At 60.3% G+C, this 23,903-nt stretch carries 21 protein-coding genes; 9 read left to right on the top strand and 12 right to left on the bottom strand.

All coding sequences use genetic code 11. From position 1 onward, the window contains the following. Window positions 1-338: 338 nt before the first annotated feature. Window positions 339-491, bottom strand: a complete 153-nt coding sequence (locus ACQK2L_RS08705; protein ID WP_425396556.1) for a hypothetical protein — start codon at window positions 489-491, stop codon at window positions 339-341. A gap of 40 nt (window positions 492-531) precedes the next feature. Here ACQK2L_RS08705 and ACQK2L_RS08700 point away from each other — a divergent pair, with 40 nt between their 5' ends. The 5 genes from ACQK2L_RS08700 to ACQK2L_RS08680 all read left to right on the top strand — a co-directional run bounded on the left by ACQK2L_RS08700 (window position 532) and on the right by ACQK2L_RS08680 (window position 5,557). Further along, a complete protein-coding gene (locus tag ACQK2L_RS08700) occupies window positions 532-1,257 on the top strand; it encodes a lipoate--protein ligase family protein (RefSeq protein WP_425396555.1) in 726 nt (241 codons plus the stop codon). A 339-nt stretch (window positions 1,258-1,596) separates the two neighbouring features. Beyond that, a complete protein-coding gene (locus ACQK2L_RS08695; protein ID WP_425396554.1) occupies window positions 1,597-2,169 on the top strand; it encodes an NUDIX hydrolase in 573 nt (190 codons plus the stop codon). A gap of 163 nt (window positions 2,170-2,332) precedes the next feature. Beyond that, window positions 2,333-3,721 carry a hypothetical protein gene (locus ACQK2L_RS08690; protein ID WP_425396553.1) on the top strand — a complete coding sequence of 463 codons (1,389 nt, stop codon included), beginning with the start codon at window positions 2,333-2,335 and terminating at the stop codon, window positions 3,719-3,721. A 48-nt stretch (window positions 3,722-3,769) separates the two neighbouring features. Then, window positions 3,770-4,711, top strand: a complete 942-nt coding sequence (locus ACQK2L_RS08685) for a hypothetical protein (protein ID WP_425396552.1) — start codon at window positions 3,770-3,772, stop codon at window positions 4,709-4,711. 276 nt (window positions 4,712-4,987) lie between these two features. Next, window positions 4,988-5,557: a hypothetical protein gene (locus tag ACQK2L_RS08680; protein ID WP_425396551.1), complete on the top strand. Its 570-nt coding sequence runs from the start codon at window positions 4,988-4,990 to the stop codon at window positions 5,555-5,557. 168 nt (window positions 5,558-5,725) lie between these two features. Here the strand turns inward: ACQK2L_RS08680 and ACQK2L_RS08675 are convergent, their stop codons facing one another. Next, a complete protein-coding gene (locus ACQK2L_RS08675; RefSeq protein WP_425396550.1) occupies window positions 5,726-6,382 on the bottom strand; it encodes a hypothetical protein in 657 nt (218 codons plus the stop codon). Window positions 6,383-6,477: 95 nt separating this feature from the next. Continuing rightward, the gene (locus ACQK2L_RS08670; RefSeq protein ID WP_425396549.1) at window positions 6,478-7,314 is read right to left on the bottom strand and encodes a metallophosphoesterase family protein; all 837 of its coding nucleotides are present in this window, start codon (window positions 7,312-7,314) and stop codon (window positions 6,478-6,480) included. Between the two features lie 241 nt (window positions 7,315-7,555). On the opposite strand from ACQK2L_RS08670, the gene ACQK2L_RS08665 reads away from it, so the two are divergent. Further along, complete coding sequence (locus ACQK2L_RS08665) at window positions 7,556-9,130, top strand: hypothetical protein (RefSeq protein WP_425396548.1); 1,575 nt, start codon at window positions 7,556-7,558, stop codon at window positions 9,128-9,130. Window positions 9,131-9,202: 72 nt separating this feature from the next. Next, complete coding sequence (locus tag ACQK2L_RS08660) at window positions 9,203-9,709, top strand: hypothetical protein (protein WP_425396547.1); 507 nt, start codon at window positions 9,203-9,205, stop codon at window positions 9,707-9,709. 471 nt (window positions 9,710-10,180) lie between these two features. Here ACQK2L_RS08660 and ACQK2L_RS08655 read toward each other — a convergent pair whose 3' ends face one another. Next, window positions 10,181-10,840, bottom strand: a complete 660-nt coding sequence (locus tag ACQK2L_RS08655) for a phosphoribosyltransferase family protein (protein WP_425396546.1) — start codon at window positions 10,838-10,840, stop codon at window positions 10,181-10,183. 184 nt (window positions 10,841-11,024) lie between these two features. On the opposite strand from ACQK2L_RS08655, the gene rsgA reads away from it, so the two are divergent. After that, on the top strand, window positions 11,025-12,071 hold the full coding sequence (rsgA, locus tag ACQK2L_RS08650) for a ribosome small subunit-dependent GTPase A (protein ID WP_425396545.1): 1,047 nt from the start codon (window positions 11,025-11,027) through the stop codon (window positions 12,069-12,071). An 18-nt stretch (window positions 12,072-12,089) separates the two neighbouring features. Here the strand turns inward: rsgA and ACQK2L_RS08645 are convergent, their stop codons facing one another. The 8 genes from ACQK2L_RS08645 to ACQK2L_RS08610 all read right to left on the bottom strand — a co-directional run bounded on the left by ACQK2L_RS08645 (window position 12,090) and on the right by ACQK2L_RS08610 (window position 22,662). Beyond that, window positions 12,090-12,476: a hypothetical protein gene (locus ACQK2L_RS08645; RefSeq protein ID WP_425396544.1), complete on the bottom strand. Its 387-nt coding sequence runs from the start codon at window positions 12,474-12,476 to the stop codon at window positions 12,090-12,092. A 44-nt stretch (window positions 12,477-12,520) separates the two neighbouring features. Then, a complete protein-coding gene (locus ACQK2L_RS08640; RefSeq protein WP_425396543.1) occupies window positions 12,521-13,159 on the bottom strand; it encodes a hypothetical protein in 639 nt (212 codons plus the stop codon). Between the two features lie 481 nt (window positions 13,160-13,640). Further along, window positions 13,641-16,739 carry an efflux RND transporter permease subunit gene (locus tag ACQK2L_RS08635; protein ID WP_425396542.1) on the bottom strand — a complete coding sequence of 1,033 codons (3,099 nt, stop codon included), beginning with the start codon at window positions 16,737-16,739 and terminating at the stop codon, window positions 13,641-13,643. Then, window positions 16,736-18,022 carry an efflux RND transporter periplasmic adaptor subunit gene (locus ACQK2L_RS08630; protein WP_425396541.1) on the bottom strand — a complete coding sequence of 429 codons (1,287 nt, stop codon included), beginning with the start codon at window positions 18,020-18,022 and terminating at the stop codon, window positions 16,736-16,738. The genes ACQK2L_RS08635 and ACQK2L_RS08630 overlap by 4 nt, the downstream gene beginning before the upstream one ends. A 146-nt stretch (window positions 18,023-18,168) precedes the next feature. Continuing rightward, complete coding sequence (locus ACQK2L_RS08625) at window positions 18,169-19,086, bottom strand: TIGR01777 family oxidoreductase (protein WP_425396540.1); 918 nt, start codon at window positions 19,084-19,086, stop codon at window positions 18,169-18,171. Between the two features lie 179 nt (window positions 19,087-19,265). Continuing rightward, a complete protein-coding gene (locus ACQK2L_RS08620; RefSeq protein WP_425396539.1) occupies window positions 19,266-20,273 on the bottom strand; it encodes a formylglycine-generating enzyme family protein in 1,008 nt (335 codons plus the stop codon). A 121-nt stretch (window positions 20,274-20,394) separates the two neighbouring features. After that, the gene (locus tag ACQK2L_RS08615; RefSeq protein WP_425396538.1) at window positions 20,395-21,321 is read right to left on the bottom strand and encodes a rhomboid family intramembrane serine protease; all 927 of its coding nucleotides are present in this window, start codon (window positions 21,319-21,321) and stop codon (window positions 20,395-20,397) included. Window positions 21,322-21,441: 120 nt separating this feature from the next. After that, window positions 21,442-22,662, bottom strand: a complete 1,221-nt coding sequence (locus ACQK2L_RS08610) for a hypothetical protein (protein WP_425396537.1) — start codon at window positions 22,660-22,662, stop codon at window positions 21,442-21,444. Window positions 22,663-23,253: 591 nt separating this feature from the next. On the opposite strand from ACQK2L_RS08610, the gene ACQK2L_RS08605 reads away from it, so the two are divergent. Then, the gene (locus ACQK2L_RS08605) at window positions 23,254-23,814 is read left to right on the top strand and encodes a sigma-70 family RNA polymerase sigma factor (RefSeq protein ID WP_425396536.1); all 561 of its coding nucleotides are present in this window, start codon (window positions 23,254-23,256) and stop codon (window positions 23,812-23,814) included. The last annotated feature ends 89 nt before the right edge of the window (window positions 23,815-23,903 follow it).

Raw genomic sequence — 23,903 nt, 5'->3', positions numbered from 1 at the left:
GCGATCACCCACACGCCGACTTCCTCCGCTCGGCATGCAACGGCTAAAATGCGGTCTGTCGTACTACACAGACCTGGCTAGGGAAGTGTGCCACGCAAACCGGCGCGCGGCAAATTAATTCCGACCGCTACATGTGCTAGCAAGTCAGAAAGTTTCAACCCTATCTACACTTCCGTCTCCAAAAAACTTTCAAGCCGATGTCATTGTGGGGCGACACCCCTGGAGCGAACAAGCTAGAAACATCATGTGCTAGCGGGTTTTCTTCACCCTTCGTCATCGCAATCGATCTAACCGTTACAGTTTGAAATTTAGGAACAATGGAGCCACAGATTCGATCGTTACTCGCACCACTTAGCCCCGACGTTTACGTCGGGGTCTCGGGCAAACTCGCTCCGGCGGTCGAGGAGCAAACTCACCACCAGCCGGAGCGCGACCGAGACCGCAACCAGCCCGCGACTTGAAACCTCGAATACCAACCATCCGTGTTTCATCCGTGTTAATCCGTGGCTGAATAACTGGCTCACTACCCCCATGCATCTGCTCGACCTCACCCTCGACTCTCCCGCTGAGAACATTGCCCTCGACGAGGCACTGCTCGAAGCGTGCGCCGCTGGCGAGCTCGGCGGGGTGCTGCGTCTGTGGGAAGCTCCTTCGCCGATGGTGGTCGTGGGACGCGGTTCGCGGTTACTCAAGGAAGTGAACCTCGACGCGTGCGGTGCTGCCGACGTGCCCGTGCTGCGGCGCGCTAGCGGCGGAATGTCGATCGTCGCCGGGCCGGGCTGCTTGATGTACGCGGTCGTCGATCGCCAAACCGGCGGCAAATCGAACATCGACCTCGTGCACCAACGAGTGCTCGACACACTGGTCGCCGGATTCCAGCAAGCTGGGCTGGCCGTCGCTCGAGCGGGGACCAGCGATCTGGTGGTCGAGTCCACCGACGGGCTGCTCCGCAAGGTGTCCGGCAACAGCCTGCGACTTCGCCAAGGTGCGTTCCTGTACCACGGGACGTTGCTGTACGATTTCGATTTACCACTCATCACGCGTTACCTCCAACAGCCACCCCGCTCGCCCGACTACCGCGCCGGCCGCGAGCATGGCCAGTTCGTCGCCAACCTACCCATCGGCCGCGAGTCGCTCGTCGCCGCCGTCGCCGACGCCTGGCACGCGCGAGAACCCCTGACCAACTGGCCCCGCTCGCGCACCGAGCAGTTGGTTCAAACCCGCTACTCGACTGACGCGTGGAACGAGAGCCGGTGAACGCACGCCGTAGGGTGGGTGGTTCCATCGGCGGTGACAAACTGTCGTGGCCAGGGAGCATTGCTGCCGATGGGTTCACCCACCATCCACAACGTTCTGAACGGTGGGTGAACCTGCCGGTGGTTGAGCGAACCCAATCATCAAGCGTTCTGCCGGCAGAACCACCCACCCTACGACCGGTCCCATTCGCGCCGATTCGCGTGGTTTCGCGGGCAATCCTCCACCGCCACCAGCTCTCCCGCCTTTCTACTCTGTTCACTCCCCGCCCTCCGGTTCATAATTACGATTAGCCAACACTCCTCCGCGTCCTCCGTGCTCTCCGTGGTTAATTAAACTCCCATGTACCGCTACGAATTGGTTCAAACGCTGCAGCGTTACCTCGTGCTCTATCCGCACGAAGAGCCGACCGTGACGCGCATTGTCGAACTCGTCGAGCAGCATCCCGATTGCTTCGAGCGAACTTGCCGGCCAGGGCATATCACCGGTGCGGCTTGGGTCGTGTCGGCCGATCATCGTCATATGGCGCTGGTGCATCACCGCAAGCTCGATCGCTGGCTGCAGCCCGGCGGGCATGCCGACGGAGATGGCGACGTGGTGAACGTCGCCTGGCGCGAAGCGACCGAGGAGCTCGGCCTCTCCCGCCTGTTGGTGGTCGAGACCGGGGGCTCGCTCGTTCCGCTCGACGTCGACGTGCACGACATTCCGCCGCGGTACGACGCCGACGGCCAACTCGTGGAAGACGCCCATCAACATCACGATATCCGCTTCCTGTTCGTGGCCAGCGATCGGTCGCTCGAGGTGAGCGACGAATCGCACGACGTGCAATGGTTCGACGAGCAACAACTGCGCGAATTGACCGCCGAACAGAGCGTGCTCCGACTGATGGAGAAGGCCCTGCAGTGGCTGTCGTAACCGGTGCGCTACGATCGCGATCCTTACCCCAATCGTTACCACCGGACCACCGCCGTGTTCGCCCCCCGGCGGCCAGCCGCGAATTCCATTGAAAACCTGCCCGTTTCGCTTATTCTGCAAGCTGGCGCACGTGCGCTCCCCACTCCTTGCGTGACCCACGTCGATGAGCGAATTCCTATTCAAATACGACCCGCCGTCGCCCATTACCTGGGCGTACTTGTCCGGTCTGTTGATTGTTGCGCTCTTCTTCAAGTTCAATCGCATCTTTAGCGTTCGCAATCTCGACTTGTTCCTGCTGCTGATGCTCGGCCCCGGGCTGTTGAGTCTCCGGCAAGGCATCGAAAATGAATCGGCCTCCACCCAGCTGTTCGGGTATTGGTGGTTGTTCGGCGTGAACGCGGTGTTGCTGATCCGCGCGCTGTGGGACTCGGCCATGGTCCGGCGGCCGCTGCTCGATCCCAACATGAACGCGTCGGGGTTGCTGTTCTTGGCAATTTCGTTGTTCATGTTCCTGATGGCCAACATCATAAACGGCGCGTCGAACGAAGCCGACTTAAACTCAGCCCAGCGCGCGCAACTGCTCAGCCACCGCCAGGCGTCAAGCGTCGAGCAGATCTCGCTCGAGACCCACGGACCAGGATTCCCGTTGTTGTTCTCGCTTCCCGCGATTCCCACGTCGCGCGTCCTCGGCGACCGCGGCAGCGAACCGGCCGACGTGCCGAGCAACGGAGCCACCGAAGTTGCACCGGAGGACGAATCGCCGCCGGACAACTCGCCCGACACCCCGCCAGAGGATGAATCCGCCGACGAGTACGCGTTCACTACCGGCCAGGTGGTCACCGCCAAGGTGGCCGCGATTCTCAGCCAGCTAATGATCGTGCTGGGCATGGTGCTGATCGGCGCCCGACACTTCGACAACTTCACCATGGGCTGCGCGGCCGCGATGCTGTACTTGTTCTTACCGTACACGGCCATGTACACCGGCAACGTCACGCACCTGCTGCCGGCCGCTCTGTTGGTGTGGGCGGTGTTCAACTACCGACTGCCGATGCTGGCCGGCGTGCTGCTGGGTCTCGCGTTCGGCACCATCTACTACCCCGTGTTCCTGCTGCCGCTGTGGTTCAGCTTCTACTGGAAGCGCGGCGCGTGGCGATTCCTGATCGGCATCGGCATCGCGCTCAGCGTGCTGATCATCACGCAGATCGCCACCAGTTCCGACCTCGCGATGTTCGGTTCGCGGATGCAGCAGATGTTCGGCATCCATTTGCCGCAAATGAAGAACCTGTCCGGGGCGTGGGAGTACTGGAACCCCGTGTTCCGTTGGCCCATCCTGGCGACGTTCCTCGGTTTGAGCCTGCTGTCGCTGCCGCTCTGGCCGCAACCCAAGACGCTCGCTTCGCTCCTCTCCTGCTCGGCCGCCGTGATGCTCGGCGTGCAATTCTGGCACGCCCACTCCGGCGGACTCGCACTCGCCTGGTACCTGCCGCTGCTGCTGTTGATGGTCTTCCGACCGAACCTCGAAGACCGCACGGCCGTGAACATGGTCCGCTGACGAATCAAACGTAACGATCCGGCTATCCGTAGCTACCGTCGCCAGACGGTGGACCGCCTCACCAGCAACACCTTCCAACTCGCCGGAGTTTTGCCGCACTTCCGCGACATTACCCTCGGCCGGCTGCGACATTTCGTCACACTCGCTCGAGTCGGTATTTTCCGAGCCGAATCGTATCTCCGCCAGCTGCTCCGCGGAGAGTTGCCGCACCGATTCTTCAACCGCTGCGACAAAACTCTCGCCCCGCGTATTCACCAGGCACTCCCGCAGTTCCTCGTAAAGCTCGTCGACTTCCTGACGCTCCTCCTCGTCTTCGGCCGCCGCGCGGCGCGCTTCCAGCTCGCTCAGCCACCGCATCGCGTCGCGCGTCTGAGGACCTGTCGGCCGCAAGCGGGTGCTCTTGGCATGTTTTGCCGCGGCTGCCGGATTGCGGAAGATCTCTTCGATCCGCTCGGTGAGCATCACCTCGGTTGCGGTGTCGCCCGCGTAGTCCGCCACGGCCTGCATCACCGCCCTGGACAACCCCTGCAGATCGCGCGGAACTTTCTTCTTCGCTTTGGCCTTCCGCATTTCTGCCTCGCGCCGATCCTGCCGGTCAAGCAAATAGGCAGCTGCCCGCCAGTGCGTTTTCGCCGCGTTGCGCAACGCCTGCAGCGGGCTGAGCTCCGCCGTCATGGCCGCTCGCCGCATCCGGTGGTCGAACTCGTCGCTCGACTTCCGCAACCGCTGAATCGTCCGCCGATCGCACCCCACGTACCGGGCAATCCGAGTCAAACTCATCCCCGTGGAAGTCAAAGCACAAACCTCCCGCTGCACCACTTCATCCAAAACACTAGGCCGAGCCATCATTCACCTCACAGAAACCGGGTTAACAGAAAGTATTCACGCGTACACTATGCCGCGAATTCGTTCTACCACACCGATGTAAGAAAACGACCTCGAAACGGTAAGAAAAGAGAGTTAGCGGCCGCCAACCGTAGCCAACCGTAGGCCGTAACAAGCTAAGCGCAGTTACGGCACGAAGAACTGGAAGGCATACGTCGCACAAGAGGTCATGGAGTGCGGCAAGATCGCAGCCGCGGAGCGGCAACCGCGCATAGCCAGGGACGCCAGTCCCTGGTTTACGTGAATTGAAGATCGCAAGCCGCGAAGCGGCGACAGCGCGTTCGCAGTACCGGGCGGAAGCGGTTACACTTGAGGTATTGCCGCTCTAACTGCCTAGTCGACCAGCTAGGACCCAAACTCCTGATCGCCAAACATCCCGTGATGGCAATCCGCCAAGACTGTGGTCCCTGTACCGTGTTGATCGAGGCAACCGGCGCAACGATCAATGGCATGCCGATTCAGGCGGCTGATTCTGTTGCAAGATTCCATTCCCTTTTCGGGACTCCAACTCGCATAGACCCCGCTGGGCCGCCTGCGCCTGCCGGCCATCGAAACAACTACATTCACTTCTACGACCACCTAGGCGTGTACCTGAACGAACACCACTTCACTTATCAGATTCAAGAAGTCGGTTTTGTCTTGGATATCGATGAAGCGGCTCATCCCACAGAGCGGCCATTTACCGGACAACTCCACGTCGGCGGCATCACGCTATCTCCCAGCGCTACGGAAGATACCCTCGCGGAAAGCAGCCTGTCATTTACATCCAAACTTCGCGGATCGTGGTCCACAGAGATTCAATCGGGACTGCCAGGTATTTCCATCTATGTTTCCATCGATTCGAACGGACGCCGACTACCTTCGGGTCGCAGAAGCAAGGTAAGGCAACTATTGTCGGTCTCTCTAGGCCTGCATCACGACCCGTGGGACACCACCCATCGCCCGTCTTGAAGTCTGCCGCCACTCCGTGGCTCTCAGATAAAGTCAGCACTCCCAACCAGGGACTCACGTCCCTGGCTATGCGCGGTCGCCGCTCCGCGGCTGAGGGTTGGACGCAGGGCGGAACTTGCATCGGCAGTGGCCGTATGCGTTCTCGAAAGAATACTCCTAACGATAGGTTCACCCACCATCCGCACCGAACCCCGTCAGCGCCGCGATGGCGTTCTCGGCGGCCGATTTTGCTTCAGGAAACGCGGTGCTCGTAGCCACACGCTGCAGAAGCGGTACCGCTGGCAAGGCAGGTGCACCTATCTTGGTCAATGCGTTGCACAGAATCTCCTCGTCTTCGCCGAAGCCGCCTTCGCTTTCATGTTCGAGATGGTACTCCAGCGACTTCATCAATGGCGCTACGAGCCAATCGGGATTCAGGATGGAGTCATGCTGGTTTATCTCTTCCGCCAAGCGGTCAATCGCCTCCCAGTCTTCAAAGCCACGCAGCAGGTACAGCGTGATGGATTCGATCTCAGATATCCACCGAGCGAGTGTCTCTTTGTCTGCATCCGATATGAAATCGACGCCGTGAAACATCGGTTCGCGTGGACCTTCCGTCCACAGCCGCGCAGTACGCGTTAAGTCCCAGATGGTGTGAACAAGATCGCTATCCACTTTCTTCGTATTCAGCAGCGGGGCGGCAAAGTACAATGCCTTGACGATTTCTGAGAAGTGCGCCTTGTAGATACCCTTGTAAGGACGAAGTGAGTCGAGCAGCGTATCGGAGGTATCCTCAAGCTCGCCGTTGTGCTTGCGTAAGACGAGAACTGCTTCGTCGCTATCCATGGTTTGCCCGGGGTGTGTAGCGATACGGCCTGCTTCCAATCGCATTCTAACGGGTGGCCAATGGCGTCCTCAAGCTGATACTGCCGATCAATTCCCTACCGTCCTAAAACCGCCACCCGGCAGTCAACATTCAACACCTGCGTCCCGCCGGCCAACTCGGCCAGCGGCTCGGTCCAGTGCGCGTGGCCTCGGATCACGAGCGCCGGTGCGTGGTTCTCTAGCGCGTGCAGGATCATCGGCGAACCTCGTTGGCCCTTGTCGGCATCGTTCGGTCCGTCGTGCATGAGGAGAATGTCGGGCTCGAGCGAAAGCACCTCGCTCAGGTGCGCGGCCATTTCTTGATCGGTCTTGCGGTGTGGTTTGCGCGGGTTGCCGATGATGCCACCGACGCCGGCGATGGTGAGGCCGTCGACGATTGCGACGTCGCCGTCCAGGTAGTCGGCGTTGGCTGCCATGCGGCGCGCGGGGGCCAGCGTGCTGCCGAACGTGTCGTGGTTGCCGGCCACGCCAACCACCCATTTGAACTGCCGGGCAAACGCCTGCCACACACTGCGCACGTCGCCCGAGCCGCCGCGCTGGTCGAGATTCGGCACCGTGTAGAAATCGCCCGCCAGCACCACACCGGTTCGCTCCGGCGCAACCCCCAAGTCGGGAAGCACCTCGGCGGCGAGCAACTCGGGCAGCACTTCTCCCAACAACCGCGGCGGTTCGCCTCGGGCACTCTCCAGGCGCTCACGACCCTGCAGGTCGGCCGTGGCCAGGATGGCGTCGATTCCCTCAGGCAGCCCGCTCAACCGCCCCACATGCACCGGCAACTGATCGACATAGAACGCCCCCGGCCCTTTGCCAGCGTTGAGAAAAGGGATGTTGCGAATGGGCTCGTTGTTGAACGACTGGATTTTCATCCAGTCAGTGACAACGCAGGCGGGCATCGGGTTCGCGGGGGATCGGCTTGGTTCGTAGAGAAGTCGGTCGCCGGCAGCTAACAAACCCCACACGAAACCGCGGCGCATCGCCAGGGAATCCCTGAAATACCTTAATGAGTTCCTGTTTACTGCGAAGTAGCCTCACGGCAACGGATGCTTGGTTGCAATTCGTATCGGGCAGGGTTATAAGTGGACAACATTGTGGGATTGGGTGAATGACAGTAGCGCGTTTTCAGGGGAGCTTGTCATGCAGATTCGATACTCGTGTGCGTTGTTCTTTGTAGCGATCCTGGTGCCTAATGCGGCGGGCGCCAATCCCAGCAATGTGCTGGTGCAGGACCCGTTTCAACAGGGTTACAACAATTGGATCGATACATTTACGAGTACTCCGGTCATCAACGGACCACCAGGTTGGCGGTACCACTTTGAAAACGGCACGTTGATGGAGCCCTCGGACGGCCGCGCGGGTGACGGCTCGACGAACGCGGGCGACTACACGCCCTACATCCTGCTGCAAGACGGCTTCGTTTCGCCTGAGACATATGACGTCGACGCTCGCTTCTACACGTCGGACAACGACGGTCTGGGAGTTGTGTTCGGATGGCAAGACATCAACAACTACCACCGACTCAGTCTGCGCCATCAGGAGAACGGCAATTTAGGATTTACGCGTGGCGTTTCAGTACAACGAGTTACGAACGGTGTGGTAACGCAGATATCTCCCGATGGCACAGGAGTTGGCAACACAAGCGTGCCAACCGCCGGCATGATCAACAATCGCGAACCGCTTGATGTCATTCTCTCTGTCGACGGCAACAATTGGTCCGTCACCGCACCCGGATTCAATAACGACAATCCACTCATTTCCGGCACCGATCCACAGCTAGGAGCAGGAAAGCTGGGTGTTCTCTCCTGGGCTCAACGGCGTCGCGACAACGATCCACAACGTCCGGCGTGGGGAACGGAGCTCGACTATCTAACGGTATCCGATTCCACCGGCAGCCCTCTGTTTGTGGAAGAGTTCGACAACGTCTCCCCTGTGGCATGGCGGCCGCTTCAGATGAACGATTCATTCGGCAACCGCTTGGACCAGGACCCTGACAAGGAATCCCTGGGCAATCTAGGGCTGCAATTCACGACCGGCACCATCAACGATTCGAGCAACGGGTTTGGCTATGCGACGACCGCCGCGCCGAACATCGACTTTCTGACTCCATCCATTGTTGTCGACGAACCTGGAAGTGAGGGCTTCACCGATTACGAAATGCGAGTTCGTATGCAAAACGACGACGACGATGGCATCGGAACCTTGCTGCGAGTGCAGGACGACGACACCTTCTACCGCGTCATGTTCACGCGGCAGCGGATGCTACCACCCAACGTTTCCGGGCAGTTCCATCAGCGCCCGCCGCAAGGCTTGTCGGTACAGAAGTCTCAGGACGGAGTGTGGACCGAATTGTTTCGCGACGACCAGAGCAACCCACTGTTTGTCTTTCAGGAAGGTGTCCCCTTCGACGTCACGATCAAAGCAGAACAGAATTCGCTCGTGCTGGAAGTGTTAAATGACCCCGACGGCGCGGCTCAGCTTATCGAGTACCCCGAGATCATCGACAGCAATGATCCACTACTGTGGGGTACGGTGGGTCTCGCAACCTGGGGCAATGGACTGGATGGCGACGGAGCCATCTGGTCCGCCTATGGAGGGCAGGCTGGTCTTCCCATGCTGACTAGCATTTCGACCGTGCCAGAGCCGTCCGCAATTGCGCTACTATGCGTTGCGCTCCTGGCTTTGCCATGGCGACAAGGATCGACGTCGAGGTAGACGCTCACTGCTAGCGAACATCCAGGTTCGAGTGTGTCGCATATGCCACTGCTCATCGCTCCCTAATTCTCCATGGATACGATACTGCTGCGAAGTTCGCCTGATTTAGTGGTTCGTTGGCCCAACGGTGGCGGGTTCCAGCAAATCGAAATGCGCGTCAATGGTGAACCTCTGATCGACCTAGTACGGCAATACGAACTTCCATACGTCCGCCAAGAATGGGATGAGCGTACCGCAGGTGAGGAATCGGAAGCGGACCTTGGCCCTCGTGACTCTCTCGCTGGTCGATACCTCTACTTGCCACCTTCGATCGTGTATCCGCCATCCAGGAACTTCTTTGGCGCGGTGTACGACCATGGCTTTTGCACCGAACCAGATGATCCGTCAAACAACAAATCTCTCATTCTCCAATGCACTTGCGGGATAACTGATTGTTGGTTTCTATTGGCAACCATCGCGGTTGATGAGGATCACGTTACATGGAGTAATTTTCAACAGTTCCACCGTGATTGGTCGTATGATGGCTTGAAATTCACATTCGATCGTCGGCAGTACAATGAGGCCTTTGTTCCTGCTTAGCAAAATCAGAGCTGCGCGCAACAGATTGCATCAGACCCTTGGCCCACCACTTTGTATTCAGCCCTAGAGCGTTTTCAGAATTAGCATGCCGGATTGGCGCCGTGGTGTTGGCACGATGCGCGAAGGCCGAAGCAGGCGAATTGGTATCCGTCGATGCAGGCCGACAAAGCAGCGGGACGACACAACAAGCCAAGTCGGCACGCTAATTCTGAAAGCGCTCTAGTCCTCGGCGCTCTGCTTCTCTTTGAGGACGCCAGAGTTGATCAGACTTTTCTTCAATTCCTCAAAGTCCTTGTTCAGGTTGGCTACGTGACTCCACGCCATAATTCCGAAAGTCATGCCAGTTGACCCCAGTACAAATCCGAGAATTCCAAAAGCGTCCATTGAGAGTCACCCTTTCTTGCGTGGTCTAGATGAGGAGAAGTGATTGTATCTGGACTCCCCGAATTGGCTAAGCCACCACTTCAGTCGTTAACCCTTCCCCTGCGCCGCCAGGAATTCCTTCCCGTGACCGTACCGCGTGTTGACCGGCACCCCGTCCCTGCATAGCGGGCACTCTTCGGGCGGCCAGCCGGATGGTACGTCGTAGTGGAGTAGGTAGAGATAGTCGTCGACTCCCAGCGCGTGGGCGTCGAATTTACCGACGAACACCAGCGACACGGCGGCGACCACGTTCCCGCCAGCTGCGCGGACTGCATCGATGGTTTGCCGAATCGAGTGGCCCGTGTTCACGATGTCGTCCACCACCAGCACCTGGCGGCCGGCGACGAGTTGGTCGTAGCCGCGGCGGAGTACGAAGCGGCCGCGGATTTCGCCCGGCTGGGGATCGGGGTCGTGTTCGGCAAAGGCGCACATCACGCCGAGCTCGTGCGCCAACCACTCGCCCACCACCAGCCCGCCCATCGCCGGTCCGCAGACAATCTCGATGGACTTATCCGTCAGCCGCTTCGCCAATAAGCGCGTCAGTCGTTCGACGCGTTCAAGGTGAGGAAAGATGGCGTCTTTGTTGATGGTCATCGGAAAGTGCAGCCCCGAGATGTGCACCACATGTACGTTCTCGACGATGGCTCCTGACTCGCGAAGAATCGCCAGCGTCTCATGCGCGGCCTGGTCGATCTCGTGTTGATCCATCGCCGACTCCTCTGGTTTTAATCGCGCCCATTCGATTCGTGCCTTGAGACAATCTAGCCAACGACGAATTGCCAAGTCAATCAAACCTTGAATTTCGCGCAAGGCGATTGATCTTGCCCAGCGTGCGCGAACCTTCTCGCTGCCGGATGTGTCGCTAAGCGCACACCGAAAAGGGCCCACGGAAATGGACTATCAGCAGCTTCGTGCGATCGGATGGAAGCCATTTTTTCAACAGCAACTCCCGCCCGACGACGACGGGGCGACGGTCGTGGCGCGGGTGTCGGCGCATTTTGGCAGTCAGGTGCTGATGCTCGGCACGTCGGGCGAGTTCCGCGTGCCGGTGCAATTGGCCGAGTCGGCCGGGGAGTTGGCGGTCGGCGACTGGCTGCTGCTGTCGTCCGACGACCATCGCGCGGTGCTGCGGCTCGAGCGGCACACGCTGCTGCACCGCAAAGCGGCCGGCGCGGAGGTCAAGTCGCAACTGATTGCGGCCAACATCGATACGATCTTCATCGTCTGTTCGTGCAACGAAGACTTCAACCTGTCGCGCATCGAGCGCTACCTGGCCCTCGCCGTGGAGGCGGGCACCACTCCGGTTGTCGTGCTCACCAAGTCCGACCTGTGCGACGACCCCGACGCGCTGCGCCGCCAGGCCGAGCAACTTCACGCCGGACTACTGGTCGAAACACTCGACGCGCGTGATCCCCAGCACGCCGAAGCGCTCGAACCATGGTGCGGGCCGGGACAAACCGTGGCCCTGTTGGGCTCTTCGGGCGTGGGGAAGTCGACCTTGGCCAACACGCTTGGCGTAGGCGGGTTGGCCATCGGCGAGATTCGCGAAACCGACGGCAAAGGCCGTCACACCACCACCGCGCGGTCGCTGCATCCGCTCTCCACGGGCGGAGTGCTGATCGACAACCCGGGTATCCGCGAGCTGCAACTCCCCGCATGCGAAGACGGACTGCACGATGTGTTCGACGACATCGTCGCGCTCGCCGCAAACTGCCGCTTCAACGATTGCAACCACAACGGCGACGCTGGCTGCGCGGTCACCGCGGCGGTCGAAGCGGGCGAACTCGACCAGCGGCGACTGGCCAACTACCTGAAACTACTGGCCGAGCAGGCGCACAACGCGCGAACGCTGGCGGAGCGCCGGGAAGCCGACCGCAAGCTGGGGCGATTCTACAAATCGGTGATCAAGGGAAAGCGGCGGCTGCGGGACGAGACTTGAGATCAAGGGGCTATCGGTTTAAGTAACGTCTGATCTTTCCTGCCCGCAAATCGATGCGTACTCAGCCGGCGTGATCTCGAATCTCTCGTCGCTCACCTGCGCGAACTCTTGGGCTGTCAGCCACTCCTCGAATTCAAGCATCGACTCAATCTCATTGTCCGCCGACGCGTCGGCAGCGTGAATGCGATCGTACCATGGCTGCTCGACAACGATCTTCTTTCGTTTGCAGCTCAGCACCCCCGCGGCGAAGGCTCTATCAAGACATCCCTGCAGTTCGTCCAAACTGGGAGGCGCGCATCGGTTGACAAACGTGTGGTACCTTACGATCGTGCAAAGATCCGCAGGAGGTTTTGGAACTGCATACAGGATCGACGCGTCCTGGCTCGTGAAGTGGATGCTTTGCATGGTAGTTTCCCTCGTGCGACAAAGCGAAAACACCGACGGGACGGTCAATCGTTCCCTTCCCACACCTCGGTCACAATGCCGTCAGGGTCAAACGACATCGCTATCGACTGGAGCATTCCCGTACTGTAATTCCAATGATCGACATACCGCGCACGAGGAAAGTACTTCTCCACATCCGCGAGAGTTCTAAGCTCTGCAGGGATTTCTCCACGTTTTGATTTGTTCACCAGATCGAGGTTCATGCGGTGCTGCACTTCGTCGCTCGAATCCTTCCAGGCGTCGAGGTCGATAGAAAGGGGCTCCATCGATTTGTCCTCAGGGGCCCTCACGCCGTAGAGCATGATACGCGAGATCACTAGTGAATCATCGTAGCGAAACATCAGAGCAGACCGCTCCTGTTTCGGCGAGTCACCGTCGATGAGCGACCACCAGCTGTAGGGACCTTGTCTGTTGGTCGGTTCTCCAAGCTTGGCTAGAACCTCCGATTTGTTCGAGCCAACATGCGTGGGGTCGTTCAAGACCTCGCCATGAAGCCATCCTCTTGCGAATGGCAGATTCCTCCAGGCCGAGTAAGGGGAATATGCAAGCCACAAAATTGGACACAAGATGGCAATCGCCACGACGAACCCAAGGATGGCGATCATGCGGTTCATGGACTGACTCACCTCAATGCGTAGTGACATGCAATTCGGCTTGCCACTCAGACACTGCCCTTCGCTTCCTTGGCGACTTCGCGTGAGATCATACTTCACTCCCCACAGTGCGTTGCAATCCCACAATCTTGTCGGTGGAGAAGAACGTAGCTTGGACGGGTGTGGATCGAGGCAAGCAACATTGCGCAGCTACTGCATCGACGATCTGATTCATGAACTCTCGTTCAAGGCACCGAGCGGGGACAGCCGCGCGCAGGTAGGCTTTGGAGTGCTCTGCCTCGGCCGACCAATGCAGGTCGATCCAACCGCGCGTCGCACCTCGCACCAAGCTCTTTCCCACATCAACAATACGAAACGAAACGCTATCTCTAGTAAGAAAATCCACTTCGAAGGAGAAGTCGTCTAGTCCGAAATGAGCGCTTGCGAGTTTCATGCTTGTGGTTAACTCATCAACCGCGGTTCGCCCCATCACACTCCGGCTTGCTTAGCGTCTTTGCGCCTGTGCGTGAAATCACTTTGCATCTGCCGGGATTTCCACCTTGAAGAAGCACGCGTAGAGCACCGGCAGAAGCACCATGGTCAGGATGGTGCCGAACGCCAGGCCGAACATGATGGTCACCGCCATGGCGACCCAGAACACGTCTTGCAGCAGCGGGATGACGCCTAGCACGGTGGTGCCGGCGGCTAGCAGCACGGGGCGCAGGCGGCTCATCGCGGCGTCGATCACCGCGTGGTAGTCGCTCTTGCCTTCGGCCTTCTCGATGTTGATCTGGTCCAAGAGCACGATGGCGTTCTTGATCATCATGCCTGCCAGACTCATCGCGCCCAACAGCGCCAGGAACCCGAACGGCTGCCCAGTGCTCAAGAGTCCCACGACCACGCCGATCATCGCGAAGGGGATCGTACAGAGGATGATCAGTGGTGGGCGGAAGCCGTCGAACAGGCCGACCAGCACCAGGGCGACGATCACCACGGCCGGTACGATGCCGGGGATGAGCGACTGTTGCGAGTCGCGCGCGTCTTCGTACTCGCCGCCCCATTCCAGGTTGTAGCCAGGCGGTAGCTCAATGGCTTCCAGCGCGGGCGTAACGTCCGCCTGCAACAGCGAAGCCGGCACGCCGTCGGGGGTGCGAGCCTGAATGGTAATCGTGCGTCGGCGGTCGCGGCGCCAGATGATGCCGTCGTCCCACTCCACTTCGATCTCGGACGTCGGCTGCGCGAGTGGCACCGTTTCGGTGGAGAACGAGGGATGCACCTGCAGCGTGCCCAGCGCGCCGGTAAGCTGCCGCGATTCGTCGGGCGTGTTGCGGACCAGAATGGGCAACAGTTTGTCATTCTCGCGATACTGTCCCACGGTGAGGCCATCGAACGCACGCTTGGTCGCGTTGGCAACGTTTGCGCGACTCACATTCGCCCACCGTGCTCGCTCCTGATCGTAGTCGACCACCACCTTCTTTTCGAACTGCCGCCAGTCGGTCTGGGCCACTTCCAGGTTCGGACTCTCTTCGAATGCCTCGATGGCTTGTTGGGCTAGTCCACGCAACTCGTCGATATCGGCCACCGCGGGCCCGCTGAGTCGCGCCTCGACGGTCCAAGTCTTGCACGGACCGAGACCATAACGGCGGACGATGGTCTGCGCTTCGGGCACGTTTTGTTTGGCCCAATCGCCCAACTCGGGCACCAGCGTGTTGAGTGCGGCCAAGTCGCGGACGTTTACAATGAGCTGCGCGTAGCAGGAGTACTGCTTCTCGGGCTCCACCGGCAAGTAAAACCGCGGCGGGCCTTGGCCGATGAAGCTACTGACGGCCGTCACCCGTTCGTCGTCCAGTAGGTGCTCTTCGATTCGCTCGAGGTCCTGCGATACGGTTTCGATGCGCGTGCCCTGCGGCGCCCAGTAGTCGACCATGATTTGCAGTCGGGCCGAGTCGGGAAAGAACGTACGGTCGATCGATCCGAAGAACGACATCGCCACGACCAACATGGCCGTCATGCCGCCGACCACCAGCCAGCGGAAGCGAATCGCCAAGGTGAGCAAACGCCCGAACGCTTGATAGAAAGCACCATCGTAAGGATCGCGCTGCTCGCTGGTGTCAGTCTTGGGCTGGGGCAACATCCACATGCACATCAGCGGCGTGATCGTGACCGACAGCAACCAGCTCAACAATAGCGCAACCGCGACGACCTGAAACAGCGACGCACAATACTCGCCGGCGCTCTCGTCGGAGGCGTAGATTGGATAGAAGGCCATCACGGCGATGGCCGTGGCGCCCAGCAGGGGCAGCGAGGGCTGCGTGGCCGCTTCGATAGCGGCCTTTTTGCGGTCCATGCCTTGCTGGATGCGGACCAGGATGCCATCGGCCACCACGATGGCGTTGTCGACCATCATGCCCATGGCGATGATCAACGCACCGAGCGACATTCGCTGCAGGTCGATGCCCCACATCGACATCACCAGGAACGAACCGAGGATCACGAACACCAGACCGCATAATCCAACCACCATGGCGGTGCTGAATCCCATGGCGATCCACAACACCACCAGCACAATTATCACCGCTTCGGCCAGGCTGATCATGAACGCATCGATCGACTCGGCCACCAGGTCCGATTGCCAGGAAACGCGGTGCGGCTCGATGCCGACTGGCAGTTCGGCCTTGAGCTCTTCCAATCGCTGGTCGATGGCGCGACCCAGGTCGACGATGTTAGCGCCTGGGATGTTGGCGATGGCGATGCCAATCGCCGGCTTGCCGTTGTAGCGCATCAGGTTGACGGGCGGATCGCGATAGCCGCGCTCGACCGTGCCGAGGTCGCCGATGCGGATGAGTTCGTCCGTTGCCTCTCTGCCTTGCGCAAGGTTCACCCCGCCCTGCACGGTCAGTCCGGCGATTTCTTCAGGCGAGCGAAATGCGCCGGTTTGCTCGATCCGTAGGCGCTGGTGCGGCAGGTTCATGGCGCCAGAGTCGACCACCTCGTTCTGCTTGGCGAGCGTGGCGCCGATTTGCTCCATCGAGATGCCCAACTGCGAGAGCTGCGAGTCCTGCACGTCGATGTAGATGCACTGCGGCTGCACGCCCCACAGTTCAACGCGGGCCACTCCGTCGACTAGGCTGAGTTCCTTCTTCAGCGCATCGACGTACGACTCGAGATCCGCGTCGGTAAACGCATCGTCGCGCGTCACCGCGAGCAGAAAACCGTAGACGTCGCCAAAGTCGTCCACCACCTCCGGCGAGCCCGCGCCGGGAGGCAATTGATCGCGGATGTCGTCCACCTTGTTGCGGACCTGGTTCCAGATGCCCGGCAGGTCTTTCGAGTCGTAGCTCGGCTTGATCTCGATTTGTACGATCGACGACCCGGGGCGAGAAATACTCTTCACGTAGTCGAGTTGCGCAAGTTCCTGGATGGCGATCTCGATACGATCGGTGACTTCCAGTTCCACTTCCGCAGCGCTAGCGCCGGGATAACTGGTGACGATCGTCGCGCTTTTGACGGTGAACTCGGGATCTTCGAGTTGGCCGAGATTAAAATAGGAAAGCGCACCCGCCACGAGTAGCGTGAACGTGGTGAAGCTGGTGACCGTGGGCTTGTTGACCGCAACGCTAGCGATGCTCATTGGACGGCCACCTCGTACGGCGTTAGCAGGAGGCGAACCTCTTGCCCCTCTTTGATTTCGTAAACGCCCGCGGTGGCGACGATATCCTGGGCCTCGAGCCCACTGGCGATTTGTAACCCACGTGAGGTGAGTTGGTTGACCACCACCTCGCGAAGCTTCGCGGTGCCGGTCTTACCATCGCTGGATTCGATGATCCAGACGTACGACTTCTTCCCCTCACCCTCGAACACGGCGGTCTCGGGCACTTCGATCAGGGCGTGACCGTCTTCGGTCTCGGCCTTTACTTTGCCCCGCACGCGCCCGGTCATGCCCGGCAGGATTTCCACGTCGTCCGGCTGATCCATAATCAATGTCACGGGATAGGTGCGCGTGGACCGCGTGGCCTCGACTCCGATCTCCTTGACCGTCGCCGGCAGAGGTCGGTCGGGCAGCGCGTCGAACGTGCACGTGATTTCGGTCACCCGCGGCACCAGCGAGATGGAGCCTTCCGGCACGTTGACGATGATCTCGATGCGGCTGGTGTCGACGATTCGCACGATGCGTTCTTTGGCCCGCACGTCCTCGTAGTTCTCCACGTACTTGGCGACCACGGTTCCGGTGAACGGCGCCTTGAGCTTGGTGTAATCCACGTCGTCTTTGGCCAATTCCAGTCGCGACTCCAGCGACTTGATCTGCGACTCCTTCGCTTTGATGTCTTCGGCACGAGCACCTTCCTCACCAATGCGGAGTTCCTCCTTGGCCTGCTCGACTTCGGCTTCCGCCAAACTCACCGCCTCCTTGTAGCGATCGAAGTCGCTCTCGGAAATGGTGCGCGACTCCACCAGAGGGGTGGCCCGTTCCAGCTCTCTCTTTGCGGTGTACTCTTGAGCTTCCGCTTTTCGAAGCGCTGCCTTTAGCTGGATGATCTCCTCTTCACGAGCACCAATGTTCATGGCATCCAGTTCGGCCGCGGCCGCGGCCAGATCCGCCTTGGTGCGTTGAACTTCGTATTCGAATGGACGGGGATCGATCTGCGCCACGACGTCCCCCGCTTCGACCCTGGTGCCAAGGTCCACCGGAAAATCGATCAATGGGCCCGCAACACGAAACGCCAAGTCGACCTCCTGCGTGGCCTTCGCCCGGCCCGGCAAGTAGCCGCTGTCGAACGCGGCCGCGTCGTTCAACCGCACCGCCCGCACGGGACGAATCACCTCCGGCGGAGGTGGTGGTTCCTTGCAACCAGCCAGAGGCACCAGGCAGGCCGCACCCAGCAGCCCGGAGAAGAGCAGACGAAACGAGACCATCACCGCACCTTGAAGCGAGTTTTGCGAACAGCCACCATCGCGCCGCTGGCGCGGCCCCTCTAGATTACCCGAACGACGCGCAAATGCCTACCGGATAAGTTGTTTGGGAATGTGGCGTTACAGGTCCAGATCGTGGTGGGCGAGCGTCACGCCAACGCGGCTTTCAGCGCGTCGCGAATATCTGGATAGACGAACGAAAAGCCCTCGCTGGTGAGCCGCGTGGGATAAATCCGCGCGCCGCCTAGCAGCATCTCTTCGGCCATCTCGCGGCCGGCCGCCAAACGAACGGCAAAAGCGGGCGTACGCAGCACGGTCGGTCGGTGGAGCACTTCGCCCAGCGCTTCGGTGAATTCGCGATTGGTCACGGGTTGCGGCGAGGTGGCGTTCACCGCGCCGTGCATGGGATCGTGGTCGAGTGCGAACTGAATCGCCGAGACCACGTCGTCGAGCGCCGCCCAGCTCATGTATTGATCGCCCGAGCCCAGCACACCGCCGGCGCCCATGCGAAACGGAGTGAGCATCTTGGCCAGCGCGCCGCCCTGGCTGCTGAGCACTACACCGATCCGCATCTGACAGACGCGAATACCCGACTCCCAAGCAGATTGCGTGGCGGCTTCCCAGTCGCGACACATATCGGCCAAAAAGCCGGTGCCGCCGGGTGAAGACTCGTCGATTCGCTCGTCGCCCCGCACACCGTAGTAGCCGATGGCCGATGCGTTCACGTGCACGCGAGGCTTCTCGTCCATCGCGGCCAGCGTCTCGCAAATCAACCGCGTACTTTGCACCCGGCTGTCGTGCAGCTTCTTCTTAAACTCTGCGGTCCATCGCTGATCGGCAATGCCCACGCCACCCAAGTGCACCGTGGCGTCGACGCCTCGCAGCGATTCGGCGTCGATCTCTCCGGCCGAAGGCTTCCAGTAGATTTCGTGCTCCGGGTCTTTCACCTCGCGGCGCACCAGGCGCTTTACGGTGTGGCCGTCGCGCTCGAGGGCTGTGCACAAGGCCTTGCCAATTAAACCCGATGCCCCGCCGATGGCGATCACTTGCGATGGATGGTTGATCATGGAATGTCGCTCGCTGGGTCGCCGGACGGTTGGTGTGCCGCAGCGACAGAGTCAAAGGCGCGCCTGCCAGGTCACCACAGTATAGACGGTATGATCGCCTCGCCTAGACTTGCCCACCACTATACGTGAGCCGCTGGCGCTAGCCTCGCACGCCCGGCGTGGAAACCCGAGGCTACGGCTCACCGAGTGGTCGACGACTTGGCGGCGACTTCCACCTGCTCGACCGGGCGGCGGTCGCTCGCGCAGCGGAAACCCACGTTACTGGCTGTGTGATACGCAGGAGCATGCCCCCGGGCGGCCACGGCCAATTCGCTACTCGCCCCGCCCGTGCTAAGCCACGAGCCGCCACGCAGCACGCGGGCGCGGCCGCTCATGGGGCCGGTGGGATTCTGCTTCGGGCTGGCGAAGTAATAGTCGGCGGCGTACCAGTCCTGGCACCAACACCACACGTTGCCGGTCATGTCGTACAGTCCGAAGCGATTTGGCGGGAACTGGCCCACCGGCGACGCGCCGCGAAAACCATCGAGGGCCAGGTCCTTGTTCGGAAAGCGCCCCTGCCAGTAGTTTGCCAGCGGCGAATCGGGATCGAGCTGATTGCCCCAGGAGTAGACGTTGTCCATCAACCCGCCGCGGGCGGCCACTTCGTACTCCGCCTCGGTGAGCAGCCGCTTACCGGCCCAGCGAGCGTAGGCCACTGCGTCGTCCCAACTCACGTGCACCACCGGCAATGCGCCGCGGTCGGCCAACGTGCTGAGCGGCCCCTCGGGCGCGGTCCACATCGCGCCGTCGACCTCCAGCCACTCGCGGCGCTCCAGATCGAACACCAGCGACGAACCACGCCGCTCGGCCGTGGTGACGTACTCGGTAGCGGCAACGAACAGGGCGAACTGGTCGTTGGTGACCGCGTGGGAATCGACCCAATAAGCGTCGAGCACCACCTCGTGCGCAGGTTGGCGATCGGCCAGGCTGCTGGTGGAGTCGCCCACCAGCGCGCGCATCGGCGCAATGCGAATCATGCCGGCGTGCTCGCGGGTCGGCGGATCGCCGGCCGCGGTAAGTTCCAACGGCGCGGCAGCGTCCATCGGACCATGCCACCACAAGAACGCCGCCCGCCCCGCTGCCCAGATACCGATTGGCAACGGCGCGACGAGCACAATGATTACGATGGTCCAAAAGCGATTTTGCATGACGTGGCAGCTAACATTCCATGTTTGTGCAGCCGGCGCGAGGCTTCCACCCAGTGCCAACCCGGCGCGGGCGCCGGGCTCAAGTTTCCCAGGGTGGCGTTTGGCTCACCCCACTGGTCGTTCACTTTCGTTTGTCTTGGTAGTACTTGCTGAGCTTCTGCAGTTCGCGGCGTTCGCTCGACGAGAGGCTGTCCTGGCCTCCCGCATTGACTTTGTCGAGTAGTTCGTTCAAGCGACGTTCGTTCTTTTCGTCCTGGTTGTCGGGGCGATGCACCCGGAGTTTTGGCTTCCGCTTGAAACTCGGCATCTTGAAGCTGGTAGGCACGTAGTCCATCAGGCGGATGCCCGATTTGTAATACAGGTAGGCGAACAGGAAACCGCCCAAGTGCGCGGTGAAGGCCACGGCACCGGTGCGGCCTATCGCGCCGAACATATCTGTTGCCACGACGAATACCCCCACCACCCAAGCGGGCATGGGAATGAGAAACATGAACAGGATCGTGACACGCGGATAGAGGAAGATATACAGCAGCAGCACCGCCGACACACCACCCGATGCACCCAGCATGGGGCGGTCGCCGCCGGCGACCAGTTCGGTCAGGTTCCAAGTCACGCCGGCGAACACGATGGCGGTGAGGTAGAACAGCAGGAACTCTTTGCCTCCATACCGATCCTCCACCATGCGGCCAAACATCCACAGCACAAGCATGTTGCTGCCGATGTGCCACAGACTCCACGGATCGTGCAAGAACCCGTAAGTGAGGAATTCAAACACCTGCCATGGCTTTTGATACCAATGGGGGTGCAATGAAAACAGCGAGTCGAACCAAGAGAGCCCATTGGGGACCCGAAACACAAGCTGCAGGACGAACACAATGGCCGTGACGATCACAATCTTCACGGTCACCGACTTAGGTCCGCCGAAGTGCATGCCCGGCTGGCCGTAGCCTCCTCCGCCGTAGCCACCACCATAGCCACTTCCGTAGCCATCGTCGTAGCCGGATCGTCCGTAGTCGCGATCGTTGAAGCCCATGTGGTCTTTAATCAAGAGAATGCTAGCAAGCTGGTCCCGGCGCGCACCGCCCACGGGGGTGCTACCATATCTTACGTCACAATCCGCATAAAGAGCAGCCGCGCGACAAGAAGGCGAAACGCGCGGAAACGGCTATTATTCGATGCGGGAGCCCATTTCTCGGGCTAGTTCGCCGTTCTGCTTGATCAGATCGGACAGCAGGGCTTGGGCGTTGGAGAGTTGGGTGTCCACCTGCGCCTGGTGGGCCTCGATCGCCTGGCGGTCGCGGGCGGTGCCTTGCACGTCCTGCTTCAGCTTGGCCTGCTCGGCTTCGTGCATCGTTTGCACCTGCTTGGCGCTAGCGAGCGCCTGGGTGAGCAACTTGTTGTCCTCGACCAGCGCGTTCATGTCGGCTTCCATCTGCGTGAACTGCTTGGAGTACTCCTGGAACAGCAGGTTGTAATCACGCAGCATCCGGCGGTACATGAATTGGGTGCTAGCATCCCACAGGTCGCGAGGCACCAGTTCGCCGTCGTTGTTGTAGCCGGTCTTGTGCCAATCGTCGTCGCCCGGTTGAGCAGGAGTGCCGTGACGAACGTACTCGTCGGCCGACTCCGCTGGTATCAACTGGCGCAGTCGATCTTCAGGCTCGCCGGCCAGGATCTCCAGAATGCCATCGGGGTGCTGATCGACCGGCATGTTCTCGTACATGATCCAAGGCCCGCGGGTGCCCTGCAGCCGCTGGAGCGCGGCCTCGTCGAACTGCGACGAGGGCTGCACCTGGATCTGCTGTTCGTTGGCATTCACGACTTTGAAGTCGCCAATGTACCGCGGCCCCGGCTGATTGAGTGGCTGCGCCTCGCCCTGCTCGAACACGTACAGGATGGTATTGGCGGCAATACCGTGTGGCGTGGGCGCCGGTATATTCAGCGTGGCGGTAAAGGTGGTGTCGTCGAGACTCACAGGTTCGACGTCCCGCCAAGCGCGACCTCGCGCCCGCGACACCATGCCCAGCTCGTGCGACAGATCGTTGAAGCTGAGCATGCGGGCGACCTCGTCTTCGCTATCGGTCTCGGCCATCTGCACGGGAACCTCGGCACCCTCCAGCCGGCCGATGATCATCTGGTCCTCGGTGCCGAACTTGAGTGCATCGACCTGCGGCTTGAGATCGGCGATTTGCTTGATGTTCTTCTGGTTCTGTTCGCCATACAGATTCTGAATGCGAAACACCTCGCTGGCGAGGATGAAGAACGCCAGGGAGAGCAGGAACACCGTCTCGGTCAACAGCACGTGCGACCAGTGCCAATACTTCGAGCAGAAGAAGCAAGCCACGAAGGACAATACCAGCAGCAAGCCTAGGAGGAGTAACGCAATCATCGACGAACGAGTCCTTGCTGCAAAACGAGCAACGACGCCGGGTTCCGGTGCCTTGGCGTCGGGCGGGGAGGTGTGAAATTGGGCAAACTACCTGTATCGATGATAAATGGGCCCACCGCTCGGGTCAACTAATCCGAGCGGCTACTAGGGGTCGTAAGTCCCCTACCCCGCGGCATTTAGGCCAGCGGTGCCGGCACAACCGGCAGGACCCGTACGAGGGAGTAGCTACCTGAAGTTTCGTCGCCAGATTCCGCGAGTATTGCCGTAGCCGGATTCGCAAGAATTCGGACCTCGGTCGTTGGTCATCCGAATTCTCGCGAATCCGGCTACGAATCTAGCACCTCTCCCCGTTCTTTGCGGTTTCTACGGGAACAAAACCCACGTGGTCTCCGTACACTCTCGTGGAGGAATTCGCGCTAGATCGCATGGAACTGGGTCCAGTAGGCGACTTGCACCAAATATTTGCTAAGTTGGTGCGAAAGCTGAAAAAGTGGCCCCGGCGAGGGCTTTTCGCGCACTTCCGTATGTACTGGGCAGGGAACTCTCACGCCGCGCTCTGCGTCCAATTCTCAAACACACTGGTTCGTACCCTTGACCAGCCAGCCAACCGACGCCGAATGTATTGCCAAAGCTCGCGTTGGCGAGCGGGCGGCGTTCGACACGTTGGTGCTGCGATACCAGGACCGGCTGTTCAACACGCTCGCGCGACTCATGGGCTCGTCGGACGACGCCCTGGACATCGCCCAGGACGCTTTCGTACAGGCCTACGTGAAGCTCGATACGTTCAAGGAAACAGCCGCTTTTTACACGTGGCTCTATCGCATTGCGTTTAATCTGGCGATGAGCCATGCGCGGAAGCGGCGGCCGCTGACGATCATGGACACAGACGATACAACCCGCACCATCGAACCTTCCAGCACCGAGAATGCTCCCAGCGAGCCCCTGGAAACGGCCGAACGAGTGGCAGGCGTGCAAGCGGCGATCCACGATTTAGCAGACGAACACCGCCAGGTGGTGGTGCTGCGAGAACTGGAAGGATGCGACTACGAGCAAATAGCCGACATACTAGAAATACCGATCGGCACCGTACGCAGCCGCCTGTTCCGCGCCCGCGCCTGCTTGAAAGAGAAGCTAGCAACCATGGTGGATTGAGACCCTGGCTGGGGGGCTAGGACCTAGGGTGCTCGACACGCCACCGCCAGTCACAAGCGTTGCACGATTTTGTGAATCCATGAAAACTA

The sequence above is a fragment of the Aeoliella sp. genome, assembly GCF_965227375.1.
Classification (GTDB): domain Bacteria; phylum Planctomycetota; class Planctomycetia; order Pirellulales; family Lacipirellulaceae; genus Aeoliella.
The sequence above is the reverse complement of the archived record's forward strand: the minus strand, read 5'-3'. Positions and strand labels throughout refer to the sequence as shown.

Bases quoted from the DNA above. Each gene is read 5' to 3' on its own strand.
- ACQK2L_RS08705 (WP_425396556.1), bottom strand. From the start codon at position 491: ATGAAACACGGATGGTTGGTATTCGAGGTTTCAAGTCGCGGGCTGGTT.
- ACQK2L_RS08700 (WP_425396555.1), top strand. From the start codon at position 532: ATGCATCTGCTCGACCTCACCCTCGACTCTCCCGCTGAGAACATTGCC.
- ACQK2L_RS08695 (WP_425396554.1), top strand. From the start codon at position 1,597: ATGTACCGCTACGAATTGGTTCAAACGCTGCAGCGTTACCTCGTGCTC.
- ACQK2L_RS08690 (WP_425396553.1), top strand. From the start codon at position 2,333: ATGAGCGAATTCCTATTCAAATACGACCCGCCGTCGCCCATTACCTGG.
- ACQK2L_RS08680 (WP_425396551.1), top strand. From the start codon at position 4,988: ATGGCAATCCGCCAAGACTGTGGTCCCTGTACCGTGTTGATCGAGGCA.
- ACQK2L_RS08675 (WP_425396550.1), bottom strand. From the start codon at position 6,382: ATGGATAGCGACGAAGCAGTTCTCGTCTTACGCAAGCACAACGGCGAG.
- ACQK2L_RS08670 (WP_425396549.1), bottom strand. From the start codon at position 7,314: ATGCCCGCCTGCGTTGTCACTGACTGGATGAAAATCCAGTCGTTCAAC.
- ACQK2L_RS08665 (WP_425396548.1), top strand. From the start codon at position 7,556: ATGCAGATTCGATACTCGTGTGCGTTGTTCTTTGTAGCGATCCTGGTG.
- ACQK2L_RS08660 (WP_425396547.1), top strand. From the start codon at position 9,203: ATGGATACGATACTGCTGCGAAGTTCGCCTGATTTAGTGGTTCGTTGG.
- ACQK2L_RS08655 (WP_425396546.1), bottom strand. From the start codon at position 10,840: ATGGATCAACACGAGATCGACCAGGCCGCGCATGAGACGCTGGCGATT.
- rsgA (WP_425396545.1), top strand. From the start codon at position 11,025: ATGGACTATCAGCAGCTTCGTGCGATCGGATGGAAGCCATTTTTTCAA.
- ACQK2L_RS08645 (WP_425396544.1), bottom strand. From the start codon at position 12,476: ATGCAAAGCATCCACTTCACGAGCCAGGACGCGTCGATCCTGTATGCA.
- ACQK2L_RS08640 (WP_425396543.1), bottom strand. From the start codon at position 13,159: ATGTCACTACGCATTGAGGTGAGTCAGTCCATGAACCGCATGATCGCC.
- ACQK2L_RS08635 (WP_425396542.1), bottom strand. From the start codon at position 16,739: ATGAGCATCGCTAGCGTTGCGGTCAACAAGCCCACGGTCACCAGCTTC.
- ACQK2L_RS08630 (WP_425396541.1), bottom strand. From the start codon at position 18,022: ATGGTCTCGTTTCGTCTGCTCTTCTCCGGGCTGCTGGGTGCGGCCTGC.
- ACQK2L_RS08625 (WP_425396540.1), bottom strand. From the start codon at position 19,086: ATGATCAACCATCCATCGCAAGTGATCGCCATCGGCGGGGCATCGGGT.
- ACQK2L_RS08620 (WP_425396539.1), bottom strand. From the start codon at position 20,273: ATGCAAAATCGCTTTTGGACCATCGTAATCATTGTGCTCGTCGCGCCG.
- ACQK2L_RS08610 (WP_425396537.1), bottom strand. From the start codon at position 22,662: ATGATTGCGTTACTCCTCCTAGGCTTGCTGCTGGTATTGTCCTTCGTG.